The 16,498-nt window shown below is 39.8% G+C and carries 13 protein-coding genes, 1 pseudogene and 1 other annotated feature; of the genes and pseudogenes, 3 read left to right on the plus strand and 11 right to left on the minus strand.

Going from position 1 to position 16,498, the window contains the following annotated elements; genetic code table 11:
* Nucleotides 1-22: 22 nt before the first annotated feature.
* Nucleotides 23-715: a FadR/GntR family transcriptional regulator gene (locus J2S25_RS14415; protein WP_307192225.1), complete on the minus strand. Its 693-nt coding sequence runs from the start codon at nt 713-715 to the stop codon at nt 23-25.
* Between the two features lie 467 nt (nt 716-1,182).
* Here J2S25_RS14415 and J2S25_RS14420 point away from each other — a divergent pair.
* Nucleotides 1,183-2,044: pseudogene (locus tag J2S25_RS14420) on the plus strand (transposase); the annotation flags it as partial.
* Nucleotides 2,045-2,195: 151 nt separating this feature from the next.
* On the opposite strand, the gene J2S25_RS14425 reads toward J2S25_RS14420, so the two are convergent.
* From J2S25_RS14425 to J2S25_RS14435, 3 genes are all read right to left on the minus strand, one after another.
* Nucleotides 2,196-3,440, minus strand: coding sequence for a glutamate-5-semialdehyde dehydrogenase (locus J2S25_RS14425; RefSeq protein WP_307192226.1), 1,245 nt, complete (start codon nt 3,438-3,440; stop codon nt 2,196-2,198).
* A complete protein-coding gene (proB, locus tag J2S25_RS14430) occupies nt 3,437-4,558 on the minus strand; it encodes a glutamate 5-kinase (RefSeq protein ID WP_307192227.1) in 1,122 nt (373 codons plus the stop codon). The genes J2S25_RS14425 and proB overlap by 4 nt, the downstream gene beginning before the upstream one ends.
* Nucleotides 4,559-5,055: 497 nt before the next feature.
* Nucleotides 5,056-5,277 (minus strand) — a binding site (T-box leader).
* A 633-nt stretch (nt 5,278-5,910) separates the two neighbouring features.
* A complete protein-coding gene (locus J2S25_RS14435; RefSeq protein ID WP_307192228.1) occupies nt 5,911-6,924 on the minus strand; it encodes a DUF3231 family protein in 1,014 nt (337 codons plus the stop codon).
* Nucleotides 6,925-7,156: 232 nt separating this feature from the next.
* Here J2S25_RS14435 and J2S25_RS14440 point away from each other — a divergent pair, with 232 nt between their 5' ends.
* Complete coding sequence (locus J2S25_RS14440) at nt 7,157-8,911, plus strand: SulP family inorganic anion transporter (protein WP_307192229.1); 1,755 nt, start codon at nt 7,157-7,159, stop codon at nt 8,909-8,911.
* 25 nt (nt 8,912-8,936) lie between these two features.
* The gene (locus J2S25_RS14445) at nt 8,937-9,260 is read left to right on the plus strand and encodes an ArsR/SmtB family transcription factor (protein ID WP_044390434.1); all 324 of its coding nucleotides are present in this window, start codon (nt 8,937-8,939) and stop codon (nt 9,258-9,260) included.
* A gap of 1,350 nt (nt 9,261-10,610) precedes the next feature.
* Here J2S25_RS14445 and J2S25_RS14450 read toward each other — a convergent pair.
* The 7 genes from J2S25_RS14450 to J2S25_RS14480 form a co-directional block, all read right to left on the minus strand.
* Nucleotides 10,611-11,309, minus strand: a complete 699-nt coding sequence (locus J2S25_RS14450) for a polysaccharide deacetylase family protein (protein ID WP_044391645.1) — start codon at nt 11,307-11,309, stop codon at nt 10,611-10,613.
* The gene (locus tag J2S25_RS14455) at nt 11,294-11,425 is read right to left on the minus strand and encodes a hypothetical protein (RefSeq protein ID WP_307192230.1); all 132 of its coding nucleotides are present in this window, start codon (nt 11,423-11,425) and stop codon (nt 11,294-11,296) included. The genes J2S25_RS14450 and J2S25_RS14455 overlap by 16 nt, the downstream gene beginning before the upstream one ends.
* Before the next feature lie 15 nt (nt 11,426-11,440).
* Complete coding sequence (locus J2S25_RS14460) at nt 11,441-12,613, minus strand: MGDG synthase family glycosyltransferase (RefSeq protein WP_307192231.1); 1,173 nt, start codon at nt 12,611-12,613, stop codon at nt 11,441-11,443.
* A gap of 202 nt (nt 12,614-12,815) precedes the next feature.
* Nucleotides 12,816-13,415, minus strand: a complete 600-nt coding sequence (locus J2S25_RS14465; protein ID WP_307192232.1) for a DedA family protein — start codon at nt 13,413-13,415, stop codon at nt 12,816-12,818.
* 111 nt (nt 13,416-13,526) lie between these two features.
* Nucleotides 13,527-14,861 (minus strand): HAMP domain-containing sensor histidine kinase, encoded by a 1,335-nt coding sequence (locus J2S25_RS14470; RefSeq protein WP_307192233.1) that lies wholly within the window; start codon nt 14,859-14,861, stop codon nt 13,527-13,529.
* A 71-nt stretch (nt 14,862-14,932) separates the two neighbouring features.
* A complete protein-coding gene (locus J2S25_RS14475; protein WP_044391652.1) occupies nt 14,933-15,607 on the minus strand; it encodes a response regulator transcription factor in 675 nt (224 codons plus the stop codon).
* 178 nt (nt 15,608-15,785) lie between these two features.
* A complete protein-coding gene (locus J2S25_RS14480; RefSeq protein WP_307192234.1) occupies nt 15,786-16,454 on the minus strand; it encodes a PepSY domain-containing protein in 669 nt (222 codons plus the stop codon).
* Between the last annotated feature and the right edge of the window lie 44 nt (nt 16,455-16,498).

Raw genomic sequence — 16,498 nt, forward strand, 5'->3', positions numbered from 1 at the left:
TCCTATGTTTTCTTGGATAACTTCAAATCCTTAACATCGAACTTGTTTTCAGCAAATCCTCCACGAAATCAAGATGCTCTTGCATCCTTTCCTTTGCCGGGACAGGTTTGCTTTGCAGGATCATTTGAAAAATTTGTTCATGCTGGCTGTGTATTTGTTCAAAAACTTTCTGATCCTTTTCGATAAAATGATGGAAACCAATCATCGTCTTCTTCATCGAAACAGAAATAAAGTCAAGTAGTTGAACAAGGATCCCGTTTCCCGCCGCCCCGGCAATTGCAAGGTGAAAATTGTAATCCGCCTCCCAGCTGTTTTCGGCACTCCGGGAAATCAGTTTTTCGAGCTGTTCCAAATCATCTTTCGTTCGGGTTTCTGCAGCAATCCCGACAATTCCCGGTTCAAGGAGCTTCCTGACCTGAAAAAGCTGGCTAATATCTTTCGGGTTTGGAAGCAGGAGATGGCGTTGAAAAATTTTTCCTGAATCGAACTTGCATATATAGGTACCCTCCCCCTGCTTGACTGTCACCGCACCCCTTCCTTTTAGAGTCGTGATCGCATCTCTTACCGCAGAGCGCCCTACTCCAAACAATTCACAAAGCTCACGGACTGACGGTAGCTTCTCTCCAGGGAGAAACGTTCCCGCTTCGATCATATGCTCAATTTGCTCCGTAACTGATTCAGATACCTTTTTCGTAGAAATTTTTTCAATCCTCAAACATGCACCCCCTTCCGTCCGATATCACATATCTGATATGTGACATACTTTATTTCATTTAATCACGAAATTGTGTTTGGATCAAGAAATAGTTTGAAAATAGTAAAAAATCAAATAAGTGTATGCTGAAAAGCAACTAACGACCAAAAAAAGGATAGGGTTGCCCGAGGCCACTGAAAAAGTCCTTAAAGGTTGGCCTTGTTAAAATGGACCGGTTGATCTCCACTCCAGGTTGCTTCGCTTTCCGCGGGGCGTGCGGTGAGCCTCCTCAGCGCTAAAGCGCCTGCGGGGTCTCACCTGTCCCGCTGATCCCGCAGGAGTCTACGCACCTTCCGTTCCAATCAACCTAGTGCTACTAGACCTATGTGGTAGACAAACTATAAACCATTCAAGTCCTTTACTTTTTAAAGGATTCGGGCGGTTTTTATTTTATAATAGAATCAATCTAGTCAAAATGGGTGGTTCCAATGATGTCAATGCAACAAACAATCAAAGTAAGTCCTTGTATGGGGCTCTATGACCTTATCGTGCCAAAGGATAATATGTTGCGTCAGATTAATGATCTGGTTGACTTTACCTTTGTTTATGAAGATCTCAAGGATAAGTATTGCCTTGATAACGGCAGGAACGCAATCGATCCCATTCGCATGTTCAAATATCTATTATTAAAAACCAACCATGACCTTTAGGACGTGGATATTGTTGATCGTTCAAAGTATGATATGTCCTTCAAATATTTCCTGGACATGACTCCAGAAGAGGAAGTTATAGACCCGAGTTCCCTGATCAAATTCCGAAAATTGAGGTTAAAGGATCTAAACCTCCTGGATTTGCTTATTAATAAAACGGTGGAGATTGCTTTAGAAAAAGAGATCATCAAAAGCAAGTCCGTTATTGTCGATGCCACTCACACAAAAGCCCGTTATAATCAGTTGAAACCGAAGGAAGGCCATTTACCAAATCGATGAATCCATGAAGACCAAATTTCCATCCAAGACTAAGACTGATGTGTTGGAGGATGAAATTGCCTATTCGCAAAAACTCATTGAAGTGATTGAAAAGGAAGAGACCCTGATTCAATTTCCGGTAGTAAAAGAACATCTTATTTTATTGAAAGAGATGGTCGCAGATGACCTCGAACAGATTCAATGCTCAAAGGATCATGATGCGAAAGTGGGACACAAGACGGCAGATTCCTCTTTCTTTGGATACAAGACCCACCTGGCAATGAGTGAGGAACGAATCATTACGGCAGCTGTCATTACGACAGGCGAGAAAAACGATGGCAAGCAACTTCAAACTCTTATTGAGAAAAGCGAAGATGCAGGTAGCAAAAAGAGACAAAAAACAGAAAAAGAACCGATTCACTTCCAAAAACATGCAAGTGAATCGGTTCTTTTCGTTTGGATTTTCTAGAAAATCTTAAAAATCGGCAGATTTTCAGTGGCCTCGGTCACCCCTAGCCTTTTTTCGTTTTTCATTATTTTACTTGTCCGTTTCCATTAATGATATATTTGGTTGATGTCAAGGCCGGAAGCCCCATTGGTCCACGAGCATGAAGCTTTTGCGTACTAATTCCGATTTCTGCTCCAAATCCAAATTCAAAACCATCCGTAAATCTCGTGGAAGCATTATGGTAAACTGCAGCCGCATCCACTTCGTTAAAAAACTTGTTAACATTTTCAGAATTTGAAGAAACAATCGCTTCAGAATGTTTTGTTCCATATAGATTAATGTGAGAAATCGCTTCATCCGTGCTGCCTACCACTTTTATCGCTACTTCCAATCCTAAGAATTCTGTAGCCCAGTCTTCCTTAGTGGCAGGAATGATCTTGTTGCCGGGAACCCTTCCATCCCCATGAATGGTTACCCCTTTATCCTGCAAAATCTCTACCAGTTCTTGCAGATGCATGGCTGCCCAATTTTCATGAACAAGGATTGTTTCACACGCATTGCAAACCGAAGGACGCTGTGTTTTCGCATTGACCGCAATGTTGATCGCCATCTCTTTACCTGCAGATTCATCGATAAAAACATGACAGTTCCCTGCACCAGTTTCCAGAACAGGAACCGTGGAATTTTCCACCACTGTTTTGATCAGTTTTGCTCCTCCACGCGGGATCAGAACATCCAGGTAACGGTTAAGCTTGAACATTTCCGATGCCGTTTGCCTGCCCGTATCTTCAACAAGCTGAACTGCCTCTGCAGGCAATTCGCTCTTCTCAAGCGCCCGGTGGATTACACGGACAATTGCTTTATTCGATCTAATGGCCGTGGAACTTCCACGAAGCAGCACGGAATTTCCTGTTTTCAAACAAAGACTCGAAGCATCAACCGTCACATTTGGCCTTGCCTCATAAATCATGCCAATAACTCCGAGTGGAACGCGAATCTGTGAAATGAGAAGCCCATTAGGACGCTGCCATTGTTCAATCATTTCACCAACCGGGTCCTTCAGCAAGGTTAACGACATCACAGCGTTCGCCATCTCCTTAAGACTTGCTTCATCTAATCTTAGCCGATCCAACATTGATTCACTCATTCCATTTTGTTGCCCAGCAGTGAGATCTTTCTTATTTTCAGCTAAAATAAATTCCTTTTCCTCGATCAACTGAATTGAAATGAGTTTGAGAGCATCATTTTTCTGTTTTGTTGTCTTTTTTGCCAATAAAGAAGCTGCTTGTTTGGCTTTTTCCCCTTTTTGAATCAATTCGTTTGTGCTCATCCTTTTTTCTCCTCTCGCTGACTGACCCAATGGTCACGGTGAATAACTACACTTCTGTTGCTGTTGGCAATAAGCATTGCCTCTGTGCTCGACAATCCTATAATTTCATTTAACTCGCTTGAGGAAAAATTACTCTGTCCCTTCCCGATTATTTCTCCACTTGGTCCGACAACCTCCACGACATCATTCACCATAAAGCTGCCAATTATTTTTGTTACTCCAGCCGGAAGGAGGCTTTTTCCCTTATTTAAAATGGCTACTGCTGCACCTTTGTCAACTTCAATTTTCCCATTTGGAATCGAATGAAGTGCAAGCCACTGCTTGGATATCTTCACGCTTGAATTTAAATCGCTTCCTATGTAAGTGCCATCCCCCTTGCCTTCCAGAATTTCCACCAGCTTTTCTGCCCCAGTACCCGATCCGATGAATACATGAACGCCAAGGGCTTTAGCAATCCGCGCAGCTTCAAGCTTTGTCTTCATCCCGCCAGTGCCGATTTTGGAACCAGTACCTGAAACAGCTTCAAGCATCTCATCCGGAATATGAGTAAGAAAATTGTATTTTTTGGCATCTCGATTCGTTCTGGGATTTTTATCATAAATGCCGTTGATATCTGTCAAAATGAGTAAATGGTGTGCATGAATAAGACCGCTGACCAATGCCGAAAGCATGTCATTATCCCCGAACGCCAATTCCTCGATCGATACGGAATCATTTTCATTTATAATTGGCACAACATTTCGTTTCAACAGTTCTGACAACGTCGCATATGCATTCTGATACTGCTCTTTATAAAGAAAATTTTGACGTGTAAGCAGCAACTGCGCGGAAACAATTCCATATTTTTTAAACTCTTCTGTATAGCCCTGCAGCAAGAGACCCTGCCCGACAGCAGCAGCTGCCTGCTTTCCAGCGATGGTTACAGGCCGAGAGTTATACCCAAGGTCAGCAAAACCCGCAGAAATTGCTCCTGATGAAATCAAAATCACTTCATGTCCAAGCTTTTTGAGGCGAACAAGCGCCTCCACATGTTCACGAAGCATCTCGACACAAAGCCCACCATTCAAGTTTGTCAACGAACTGCTTCCAATTTTCACGACAATCCTGTTTTTTTTCATGATTTGTCACCGCCCGTTATTTATTTGGGGAAAGAGTATGAAAAACAAAATCTATTCCGATGGCACCGAACCACACTGGCCATATCGTCATTTCACATTCAGAATTTCAATCCAAACCCTATCACATTTTGATAAGAACATAGAACCTGTCTAAATAACAGGGTTTCTTGACTACTTTCCGCCCTACACCCCCAAACCTGTCTAAATAACAGGGGTTTCTTGACTACTTTCCGCCCTACACCTCCAAACCTGTCTAAATAACGTCAGATTCTTGTCCAGGACTAGCGCATAGCCTGCCGCTTAGGCAAGCCGTTGGACGCTAACTGCTCGGAGATGCTTTTCAACTTCGGTCCTGCAAAGCACAAAGTCCTGTGGTAGTTCCAAAATTGTAGAAAGCGAAAGTTCCTTGGTCAGCCCCGACAAGCGTTAGAGCTCAACATTTCTCAGGTGAAAATTTATAGAGTTTTTTCCATATAAAAAAGCCCTTCTATCCTTGTAAAAAGGACGGAAGAACTTAGTCTTTCGCGGTACCACCTTCATTGGCACATAGAATCCACGTGCCCGCTTTCATACTCCCTTAACGAAGGAAAACGATCAGGTTTGCCTGACAGCTCTAGGGATAGGTTCAATAGCTTTGCAGGATGTAAGATTTTTCAGCCCGTGAATCCTACTCTCTTTTACCTGATTTCTATTTACTAATTCCCTGTCATTACTTTTTTATTTATTATTGATGTAAAATTTCAGTTTATTAGAAATCATTATGTATGACACCGAAATTTATGTCAACATTTTTTATTGTTTATGGGTACTTTAATTCTCAAATTGTTTAACAATCTGAGAAAGAGAAATCTATTCTCACCTCCTAGTCTTTCCATGTATAGACTAGGGCGCCAAAGATTCCTCTCCGACCCCTAACTAAAAATTCCAGTAAAAGTATTTTCAATCAGCTGATAATTTGATACAATAATCATATACTTTTTTGTGGGACGTCTCCTGTCTAACTATTGGTGTAGTTAGACATTATGGGAGACGTCTTTTCCTTTCTACAGAATAAATGTCGAAATGTTCGGATTTTATAAGGACATCATAATCCACTAATTCTAGACAGGCAATTCCGTCAACTTTCGGAAATTTAAGAGTGTCAAAAATAATAGGTTTTAGATTTTGAGATTTCAAAAAAAGATGCCATTGCTCAATTGTTAAAAGGCAGTTATGATGCTAAATATCCCATTTCCTCAATGAACCTTCATAAAAATTGCTTTGTGTATGTCGATAAAGAAGCCGATCCAAAGTAACACGAAAAGCTGGGAGTCTCCTCCCAGCTTTTTTTACCAACATATCTAAGTATTTATCTACTTATTCCCCTCATTCGAAGTCAATTTGTTTCTGTTTACTGTGAATGGCGGCTGTTCCATCCATCCGTGTTCAATCAAAATATTCGCTCCATCTTCTAAAAATAAGGAAACGTCTATTAAACACCGTGCATACAATGCCCCGATATCTCTTCTGCCATTAAGGGAGGCTCCCTCTGCATATTTTCTTATTTTCATCGAAAACATGTCAATTTTATGAGCCACCATTAATTTATCTGAAAAAGCGGGAATGTTGGATGAAGTAACTAAATGATCCAGGGTGGAAGGAGACGGTAAATTCTCTTCATTTAGTTTATTGGAAATTTTTTCGATGTGATTTTTATTGATTTTTTCGCCACTTTCTAGAAATTTTCTTACTTTTTTATTTTGTGTCCCTTGCTTAAATCCAATGATTAGTGCCTTGCTCGTTATGTCGTTGTTAATATTGTCATATAAATGGGCAATTTCTAGTCCATGCAATGGTCTTATATCGCCTAAATAGCCGTTCAAGAAACTCTGATTTTCTACAAAATCCACTTCATTTGGGATTGGCATTTTCGGTGCATTGAGTAACATGCCTTTTGCCTTTAATAGATCATTTGCCTCTGCTGTCAATTTAACAGTAGCATCCAAGCATTTAACAAAAAAATCCCTTACGTCCTTTCTGGTTACGATGGAAATTGCCGCACTATAAATACTCATCCCTGCTTTTCCTGTGTACTGTAAATAATAAGGATAAAATTCATCTTTAAATAGTTGCGGTGCATCTGCATTCACATCTTCTTTTGTAAATCCTACTGGGATAGGAAAGTTCTCTTCATTAAAAAACAATTCTATGTCCCGTATAAACGTTTTAGTCAAGCTATAAGCATACTCTAAGAGCTGTTTAATTTCGTCATCTTCAACATGCTTTAGATAATAACTAAGCACACATTCCCCCATTGTGTTTCCGTTATATGTAACCCACAGTTTCCCCATTTCAGATAATGTTAAATTCGATATATCCGTACCCATCAAAAACTGCTCCCTTCACTGACTAACTAACCTTATTGGTGGTCTTTTCTGGAGATTCCTGAGCTCCAATGCGGCTTCCATTTATTTTTCACCTTATGTATGAAAAAATACCTAATCCTCTTGTTAAACAAAAAAAGTGTTTGACATTAAAGGAAAATCGGAGTAAATTCAAATTATGCTATATTCAAATATTCAAATATACTAAAGGATAATAGACTAAGGAAGGGTGTATATGCAATATAAATTAAGATTTAAAGGGAGATACAGTAATTATTCCATTCGTTCGCTTCAACGCGATATTATATCCGGGATTGTAGTTGGAGTTATTGCCATTCCTCTAGGGATGGCATTTGCCATTGCATCAGGAGTAAAGCCTGAGTATGGAATTTACACTACGATAATTGCAGGGATTTTAATATCGTTGCTTGGCGGGTCACGGTATCAAATTGGCGGTCCAACGGGGGCTTTCATTCCGATTCTATTTGGAATTGTGATGACCTATGGATTGGATAATTTATTGATTGCCGGGTTTATGGCAGGCATTATTTTGTTTCTCATGGGAATTTTTAAATTAGGGTCGCTAATTAAATTTATCCCTAAACCAGTGACAATTGGGTTTACTTCAGGAATAGCAGTTATTATTTTTGCAGGTCAAATTCCAAACTTTTTAGGACTCACTGGTGTTGTACAGCATGAATACTTCCTGGAAAACATTTACGAAATTATCGGCAATATTGGGACCATCAACCTATTGAGTCTTTTCACTGCTGCCATTTGTTTGGTCACTGTCCTATATACACCTAAGTTATTTCCGAAGATACCCGGACCACTTATTGGACTTATTGTTTCCACTCTGATTGCTAGTTTTTTCTACCCAAATCATGTAGCGACCATTGGGTCAACCTTTGGTGAGATCCCTAGCAATCTCCCGCATTTTAACATACCAGATTTCTCAATCGGGCAAATCCAGAAACTGATTGGCCCTGCATTTGTTATCGCTATGCTTGGAGCAATTGAATCCCTGCTATCGGCGGTAGTAGCAGATGGTATGACAAGTACTAAGCATAACAGTAACAAAGAATTAATTGGTCAAGGGATTGCAAACATGATTACACCCTTGTTTGGGGGTATCCCTGCAACGGGCGCTATTGCAAGAACGGCAACGAATATTAAAAATGGGGCTGCTTCCCCTATTTCTGGAGTGATCCACGGGATCGTCGTACTCATCATTCTTGTCCTTTTTGCTCCATATGCTTCCAAAATCCCGTTAGCAAGTATGGCACCAATCTTAATGATTGTTGCCTGGAATATGAGTGAACGTCATGTGTTTTTGCATTTATTGAAAACGAAAACCGAGGATTCGCTTGTTTTAGTAGTTACATTCTTGTTAACCGTATTTTTCAATCTCACTTTAGCGGTTGAATTAGGTTTAATCTTAGCAGTCATCATTTTCATTAAAAGAATGAGTGATATGATGGTAACAACGAAAGTTTTGCCTAATCCTAGAAACAGATTGGAAAAAGTGGAGCCTCAAATGGTAACAGATGCTCATGATTGTCCGCAAATCAGTATTTTTAATGTCGAGGGCCCTTTGTTTTTTGGTGCAGCACAAACCTTTGAGCAAAGCATCATGAATACGATTCATTACCGACCGAAAGTCCTTTTATTAAGGATGGGGAAAGTTCCATTTATTGATACAACCGGAGAATCCATGTTATCAAGTATTGTCCATGATTTTTCAAAACACGGAATCGTCATACTATCTGGTGTAAACGAACAGCCAAAAAAGGTATTAAGAAAAACTGGCCTATATCAATTTATTGGCGAAGATCACTTTTTTGAGCATACTGGAGAGGCAATTGATTTTGCCCTATTACACTTAAACAAAGATAAATGCCTAGGCTGTAAGCATTTCGCTTTCAGGGAATGCGAAGGTTTATCTGGTGCTACTAAAACAATTGAAGACAGAAGAGTCTATTCAACCTAAAAACTTGTATGGGAGGAAAGGGAAATTGGACCTAGAGATGCAGCAATTTAAGGCAGACTTTTTTAAAGCACTTGCCCATCCACTGAGGATAAAAATTCTTGAGTTGTTAGCGGAGGGGGAGAAAAGTGTAAATGAGCTTCAGAATCTCGCAAGCAGCGAAGGCTCAGCGGTTTCGCAACAATTAACGATCCTTCGCAATAAAAATATAGTTACAGGGACGAAAGAAGGAAACCGCGTGATATATACTCTGCGCGATCCTATGATCATGGATCTCCTTTCCGTCGCGCGTCAAATCTTTAATAACCATTTGGTTGATACCATTCATATGTTAGACAAATTCTCTGACTAGCAGAACGGACCTTTTGCTTTCAAAATACAAAAAAAACCGGGCAAACTGCGCCCGGTCCTTTTTTGGGTTTGCTGATTAACGGGCTGTTGATTGGAACGGATGACACTATTCTTTATACAAAAGAAAAAAACTGGAACTAGTATCTAAACTGTATCCAAATGCCGAAAGATACCCTTATGCGAACATTTTTACCTCCATAAGGGCACCTTTCATTCTAATGGCTCATTGGGGTAATTGTCGTGATCGGTTTCTTGATCAGTTTGTTATAAGGTTAGTGAAAAGGGCTACCATTGAATGATGGGTTCTTCTAAGGCTAAAAATGGTTTGTGCTGCGGCTTCACAAAAAAGGGTCAACATATAAAATCTGATATTACGAAAAAGGACAGCAACTAGGCTTTCCTTTTTTCATATAAAAAACTAAAACCTATTCCGATGGCACCAAGCCACACCGACATATCGTCCTATCACCCCATCCAAAAAAAGAATTTGAACCCAAACCCTATCACATTTTAATAAGAACATAGAACCTGTCAAAATAACAGGGCTTTCTTGACAACTTTCCGCTCTGCATCCCCAAACCTGTCAAAATAACGGGGCTTTCTTGACTACTTTTCGCTCTTCACACCCAAACCTGTCAAGATAACGGGGCTTTCTTGATTACTTTCCGCTCTGCACACCCAAACCTGTCAAAATAACGGGGCTTTCTTGACTACTTTCCGCTCTGCATCCCCAAACCTGTCAAAATAACGGGGCTTTCTTGACTACTTTTCGCTCTTCACACCCAAACCTGTCAAAATAACGGGGCTTTCTTGACTACTTTTCGCTCTTCACACCCAAACCTGTCAAGATAACGGGGCTTTCTTGATTACTTTCCGCTCTGCACACCCAAACCTGTCAAAATAACGGGGCTTTCTTGTCAAGCCCAGCGCCAGCGCATAGCCAAACACTTAGGCAAGCTGTTTTGAACCCCCCTTGCCAATGAGAAAAGCGTCAGCGCCGTGTACTGACCCGACTAGCGCTGCCCGCCGATAACGCCACGTCCTGTGGCTGATGGGATCTAGCACATCCTGTACCTTGGAGGGCCGACCGGTGAAGTCGTTCTTTGACTTCATTGGGCGGACCGAAGCGACTCGAGGGGCTAGGAGTCTGTCCGACGGAGTGAAATCCACGTATTTTTATTCAAAATGAATGTTTTTATACAATAAAACGGATGAATTTGAAGCATTCTCGCATAATTATACGCTAAAAATTTTTATCGGACAGACTCCCTGGGCGCTGAAGCTGGACAATTTTCAAAATAAATTCATACTTAAACCACAAAAAAAAGCAAAGGTCTGTCCCCCCTGCTCTTCACCTTTTCAGCAATTCATCGATGCGAACGGATTTAAATCCTTTTTCCTTCACTTGTTTTAATACATCCTTCAAGGCATTTATCGTATTCCTCGGTGCATCCAGCTCTGCTCCTGGGGTATCCCCGCTGTCGTGTAGCAGGATGATGTCTCCTGCTTTTATATTCGCTAATAGACGGTTTTTAATCTTTTCACTGCCACCAGAGGTACGCCAATCCTCCACGATAACGGACCAAAGAATAATCTGATAGGTCCCTCTTCGGAAAAAATCAAAAAGAGTAAGCATTCCCCATGGCGGACGGTAATAAACCGGTCTTTCCCCTGTAATCTTTTCAATAACCCTCGCTGTGTCCTCGAGTCCCCGACGAACCGTCCAAGGGAACATCAACCAGTTCGAATGATGCAAAAAATTGTGGATTCCGATTAAGTGGCCTTCCTGATGCATGCGCCTAATCAATTCAGGCTGCTTCTCTGCTTTCGAGCCGACTACAAAGAAGGTCGCCTTCACCTCGTTTTTCTTTAGTAAATCGAGCAGGATCGGCGTATAAATCGGATCTGGCCCATCATCAAATGTGAAGGCAATTTTTGATGGATCTTTGCCTCGTTTCACTACCCTTAACCCTAACCAACGGGAAAGGAGATACGGGATCACAGTATAGAGTAAAACAAGCACCATTATTGCGATCAGAAGGGAATCCATACGAACTCCCTCACTTCATTCATCATTGGCTCATAAGCCGTCGGCAGCTGATCCACAGCCTTGCTGATCACAGCTCCACGCGAATCAGTATGTCCTTCACCTAATAGACCATTCATTTTTATCCCCCTGTACTACGCTCTTGCTAAATGGTATACATCGGATTGTTCATCCAGCCTTAAAGGCATAAGCGCTTGTTGATTGACAATTCCTGTTATCAATTCGGCAATCTGCATTGGTCCGTCAATTTCGATTCCAGCTTGATAGCTTTGGATGGACTGTTCCCATTCCTTCATTTTAATAGGATCCTTCAAGACACTCTGAATTTCTTGTTCAAAGGATTTTTTATCGTTTAGCCTAAATACCAGACCCTTTTTCGTTAAATACTGCAGATTGATTTCTTCCTGTCCTGGAAGAACGGATTGAACAAAAATAGGCAACCCTTTTTGAAGTGCTTCACTTACCGTAACGCCCCCAGGCTTTGTGATGATAGCATCCATATCTTCATATAATTGGTTCATTTCAGCCCTTGATGAAAGATAAGGCAAAGGCTTAATATGATCTACATTCCATGAAAGAATCTCATCGTATAGTTTTTGATTATTTCCACATAAAACATAGTAATCCGTTTGCGTGGATGCCTTTGACTCTTCCAAAAGATTCCCGATTTCTCCCAGTCCATTATTTCCGCCAGAAATCAAAATTTTGGTCCTTTCCGCTTGATTTTGCGACCAAGTTTTCTTAGTAATTTCCTCGTGGATCGGAATACCGGTGACAATCATTCTTTGTTCCGAAATACCATATTTTTTACCGAATTCTGCCTTAAGGTCCTTGCTTGGCAGAAAATGATAGTCAATTTCACGTCTTCCCCAAACACTATTGATGAAAAAATCTGTATACACATTCATAACTGGCACATCACATTTTCTCTTTCTTTTTAACTGGCTTAAAAGATATGATGGGAAACCATGTGTACAAACAATTAAATCCGGTTCCTCTTCTGTGATCAGCTGCTCCATTTTTTTCAAAAGGAAAAAATAATACCATTTAAAAGATTGTTTGTTTGTGGACGCAGTATAGAACAATTTCTTGTAAGCAAAATCGTAAGTTTCTGGAGCATAACGAATCCATTTTAAATAACTGCTCGTAATCATTTTTTCTAGTGCTGGATTGGCGTAGCTTAAAATGTCCATTTTTTTTACTATCACGTCATTTGATTGCATTTTAACAATATCCATTAAAGCCTCGGCAACTTGATGATGACCTGACCTCATTTGCAAAAAAGGCAAGAATAATATTTTTTTCATACCTGTTTCATCTCCTGTTCAATAGGACTTTCCATAGAACTTTTCCCTAATAATGCAGTAGCTATTTTTCCATTTGCTAATCTGTGTTTCACAATATAAAGATAACAAATTAGGATTAAAATTTGGCTATCACAAGAATGAAATAATTTTCATCAAGACAAAAAAAGCGATTGGATTAGCCGTCCTTGAGGCTGCGTAACAATCATTCCTTTGCTTGCCTTTTTCTCTTGATTAAAAAACTGCCAAAAACGTAAAGCAAAAACAGGAAGAAAAGAAAAAGTCCAAAATACGGTACAATTTTTGGATCAATATGGAAAGTACTCCCTGCATAATAGCCTGCTAAAATAAATGGTAGCGTCCATAAAATAGTTCCTAACGTGCAATACACGAGGTACTGCAAAAATGAAAAGTTAGAAAGCCCTGCAAAGTAGGGACTGATTTGCCTGATCCCAGGCATATAGAATCCAAATAAGATCGTTTTGCGGACATTTTTCCGATATTTATTTTTTACTTTCTCCATGCGTTCTTCGGTGATGCCAACGTATTTCCCGTATTTAAGCAGAAAAGAACTGCCAATGTATTTTCCAATAGCATAAGCAGAAAGCATGCCAATAAACGCCCCGAAAATAGCCGACAAACTTGCCGGTATGAATGCCAAATTGTGATGGTAAATTAAGATGCCAATTAAAAACAGCAAGGACTCCTCCGGCGCCGGAATGCCAATAATTCCTAAAAATAAAAAGCCAAAAATAATGAAATAGCCATATAGATCAAGATAATGTAAAAGTGTATTAATATTCATATTCCCTCGTAATGTAAATTATTTGTGCACGCTTGAGGTGCCATTTCATCATTCCCTATTTAGTTAGCCATTAGTACCAAAATAGCCCATTTTCTGTTCTTCCTATTGGAGTCAAGAAGAACCATTCAGCGGGAATGTAATTTGCACCTTTGTCCATTTCCCGTAAACACTATCGATTTCTAACGTTCCTTGATATAGATCCAATAATCTTTTTGCAATCGCTAGTCCTAACCCGTTTCCACCATGCTTCCTGCTTCTTGCCTTATCCACACGATAAAAGCGATTCATCACAAAAGGCAATTCCTCTTCGGGGATGCCCTCTCCATAATCCTTTACCTCGATCTTCAATTGTCTGTCCGTATGACTTACATGAATCTGGATGAGCTTTTGTTCTGTTGAATACTTAGTGGCATTGTCTAATAGAATGATCATGATCTGTTCTAGATGACTCTTCAGGATTTTTATCGCAAAATCAGCCTCCACGTCAATCGTCGAGGAGATCGTAAAATTATGGTTTATTGTTTGAAAATTTTCGACAATATCTTCCATAACCATCCTAATATTAAGTTTTTCCAATGAGCTCTGACTGATTGTCGATTCTTCTGCTCTTGAGAGAGTCAGTAATTCTGAAACAAGGTGAATCAGTCTGTTTGTTTCATTTAAACTCAAATCAATTGAGCGTTCCAACACTTCAGGATTATCCTTCCCCCAACGATTGATGAGCGATAAATGTCCATGTATGATCGTTAACGGTGTTTTTAATTCATGAGAGGCATCTTCAACAAATTGTTGTTGTTGCTGAAATGACTTTTCGAGGTTATCCATCAGTTCATTGAACATGACTCCTAACTCCGTCATTTCATCTCGTTGCTTGTTTATCATGACCCTTTCCTTCAGCCCATTTTCTTTGATTCTCTTCATGGTTCGGATCATTGAATTAATTGGCTTAAGGAGTTGAAAGGAAATAAGTCTGCCGCCAATCAAACTAAGCAGAATCGCGCCCACACCTGCTATCAGGACTAACATAAATATTTGATTGATCAAACTTTCAAAGTTCTCTAAATTACGAATGATTTCGACTGTCCCTTTAAAGCCATTTACCTCAATTGGCTCCCGCAAAATCAATAAACGGTCTCCTTTTGGCGAAAATTCCAGCAGTTCTTCTTTCGCTACATGTTTCGGGTCTACCCAACCTTGTGGTACCTCGTCTGATATTGTAAAAAGCGGTGCATCGTTTTCCTGGACAATTCGAATCATTTGATATTTCTCGTTGAGCACATCTAAATAGTGTTCACTTTCCGAAACATTCCCTTTAAAATTCGAATCCTGTATATACGCGACTACCTCATCCATCTTTTTTTGAATGGTTTGTTTTTCTTGCTTTACTACCCAGTTCTGAATAACATAATACTGCAAAATATTATAAGAAAAAAATAAAAATAGCATTAAAAGGGCTGCCCATATGGTTAATTTCCATTTGATATTCATGTTTTTTGGAAGGAAATCTTTTGCGTTTCTCATTCTCTCATCACATACCCCATCCCTCTCATCGTTTGAATATAATTTTCTTTATCGTCAGAGTCGAGTTTATTTCTAAGATGTCTTACGTAAACATCCACGACATTGGTTTCAATTTCAGCATCATAACCCCAAATATTTTCCAGAAGCACTTCCCTTGTTAAGACCCGATTAATATTTTTCAAAAACATAAACAATAAATCATATTCTTTTTTCGTTAATTCAATCAATTGTTCGCCTTTTTTTAGTAGTCTTGATTCTATATTTAATTCTAAATCTTTAAATGTTAACAGCAGGGTCGGCAAATCATTCCGTTTTTCCTCCCGTCTCATAATGACTCTAATTCTCGCTAACAATTCTTCAATCGCAAACGGTTTTGGGATATAATCATCCGCGCCGCTGTCGAGTCCCATTACCCGATCCATTACGCTGTCTCTTGCCGTGATCATAATAATGGGAATATCCTTCACTGCCTTTAATCTACGGCAAACTTCAATTCCGTTTAGCTTTGGCAGCATCAAGTCCAAAAGGATCAGATCCCAATTTTTTTCTAATGCAAGCTCAAGGCCCTCTCTCCCATCAAAAGCTGCTGTTACATTGTATCCTTCATGCGTTAATTCAAGGACGATAAATTCCGATAATGCTTCTTCATCTTCAATCACTAAAATATCCAAATTCGCGACCTCCAAATGTTTATATAACTATTTTTATACCACGTTCAACTTGATAAAATATCACTATTATCTTAAACCAAAAAGCAAATATATGATACAATACCCATAAAATTGAAATAAATACTAGTAAAAAATCCTACTTGCAAAAGCAAGTAGGATCTATTTGCATTTTCAAATTTTACTCTTCTTCACTGCCACTTTCGGATTCGTTTTCATCATCCGTACCGACATTTAGGACTTTTCCTGTTTTGGCGTCCACTTTTACATCATGGGCTTTTCCTTGATCGTCTGTTATTTCTACACCATATACAGCAGTGCCGTTTTCATCTTGTAGCTCGGTATTGGTTACTTTGCCTGGTACTTCTTTTAATGCAATTGCGTTACTCTCGTCAGCAGTGATTTTCGCTGATTTTGCTAATTGTTGTTGCTCTTGTTGATCGGCAGCTTCACTTTCTTTGCCTTCTTTCTCTGCCTTCTCTCCTTTTTCGCCTTCTTCTTTATCATCTGCCTCTACTTTTAGAACTTTACCTGTTTTGGCATCGACTTTTACATCCTGTTGCTTTCCTTTGTTATCAGTAACACTTACGCCATAAACAACTGTACCGTTCTCATCTTCAAGCTCGGTGTTAGTTGCTTTTCCAGCAACGTCTTTTAGTGCGGCAGAAATTGCATCTTGCTTAGTGATAGTTGCTTCTTTTGCCAATTGCTGTTGCTCTTGTTGGCCTGTTACCTCTACACTTTTACTGTCATTGCTTGATGCAAATGCAGAAGAGTTAACTAGAGAGCCTGCTACTCCTCCACCTACGATCGCTGCTGCTAATGCTGGTACAAGAAACTTTTTCTTCATTTTTTACTTCCTCCTCGTATTATCTAAACTGTGGTACATCTTTA

The sequence above is a fragment of the Mesobacillus stamsii genome (genome assembly GCF_030814065.1).
GTDB classification, from domain to species: domain Bacteria; phylum Bacillota; class Bacilli; order Bacillales; family Cytobacillaceae; genus Mesobacillus; species Mesobacillus stamsii.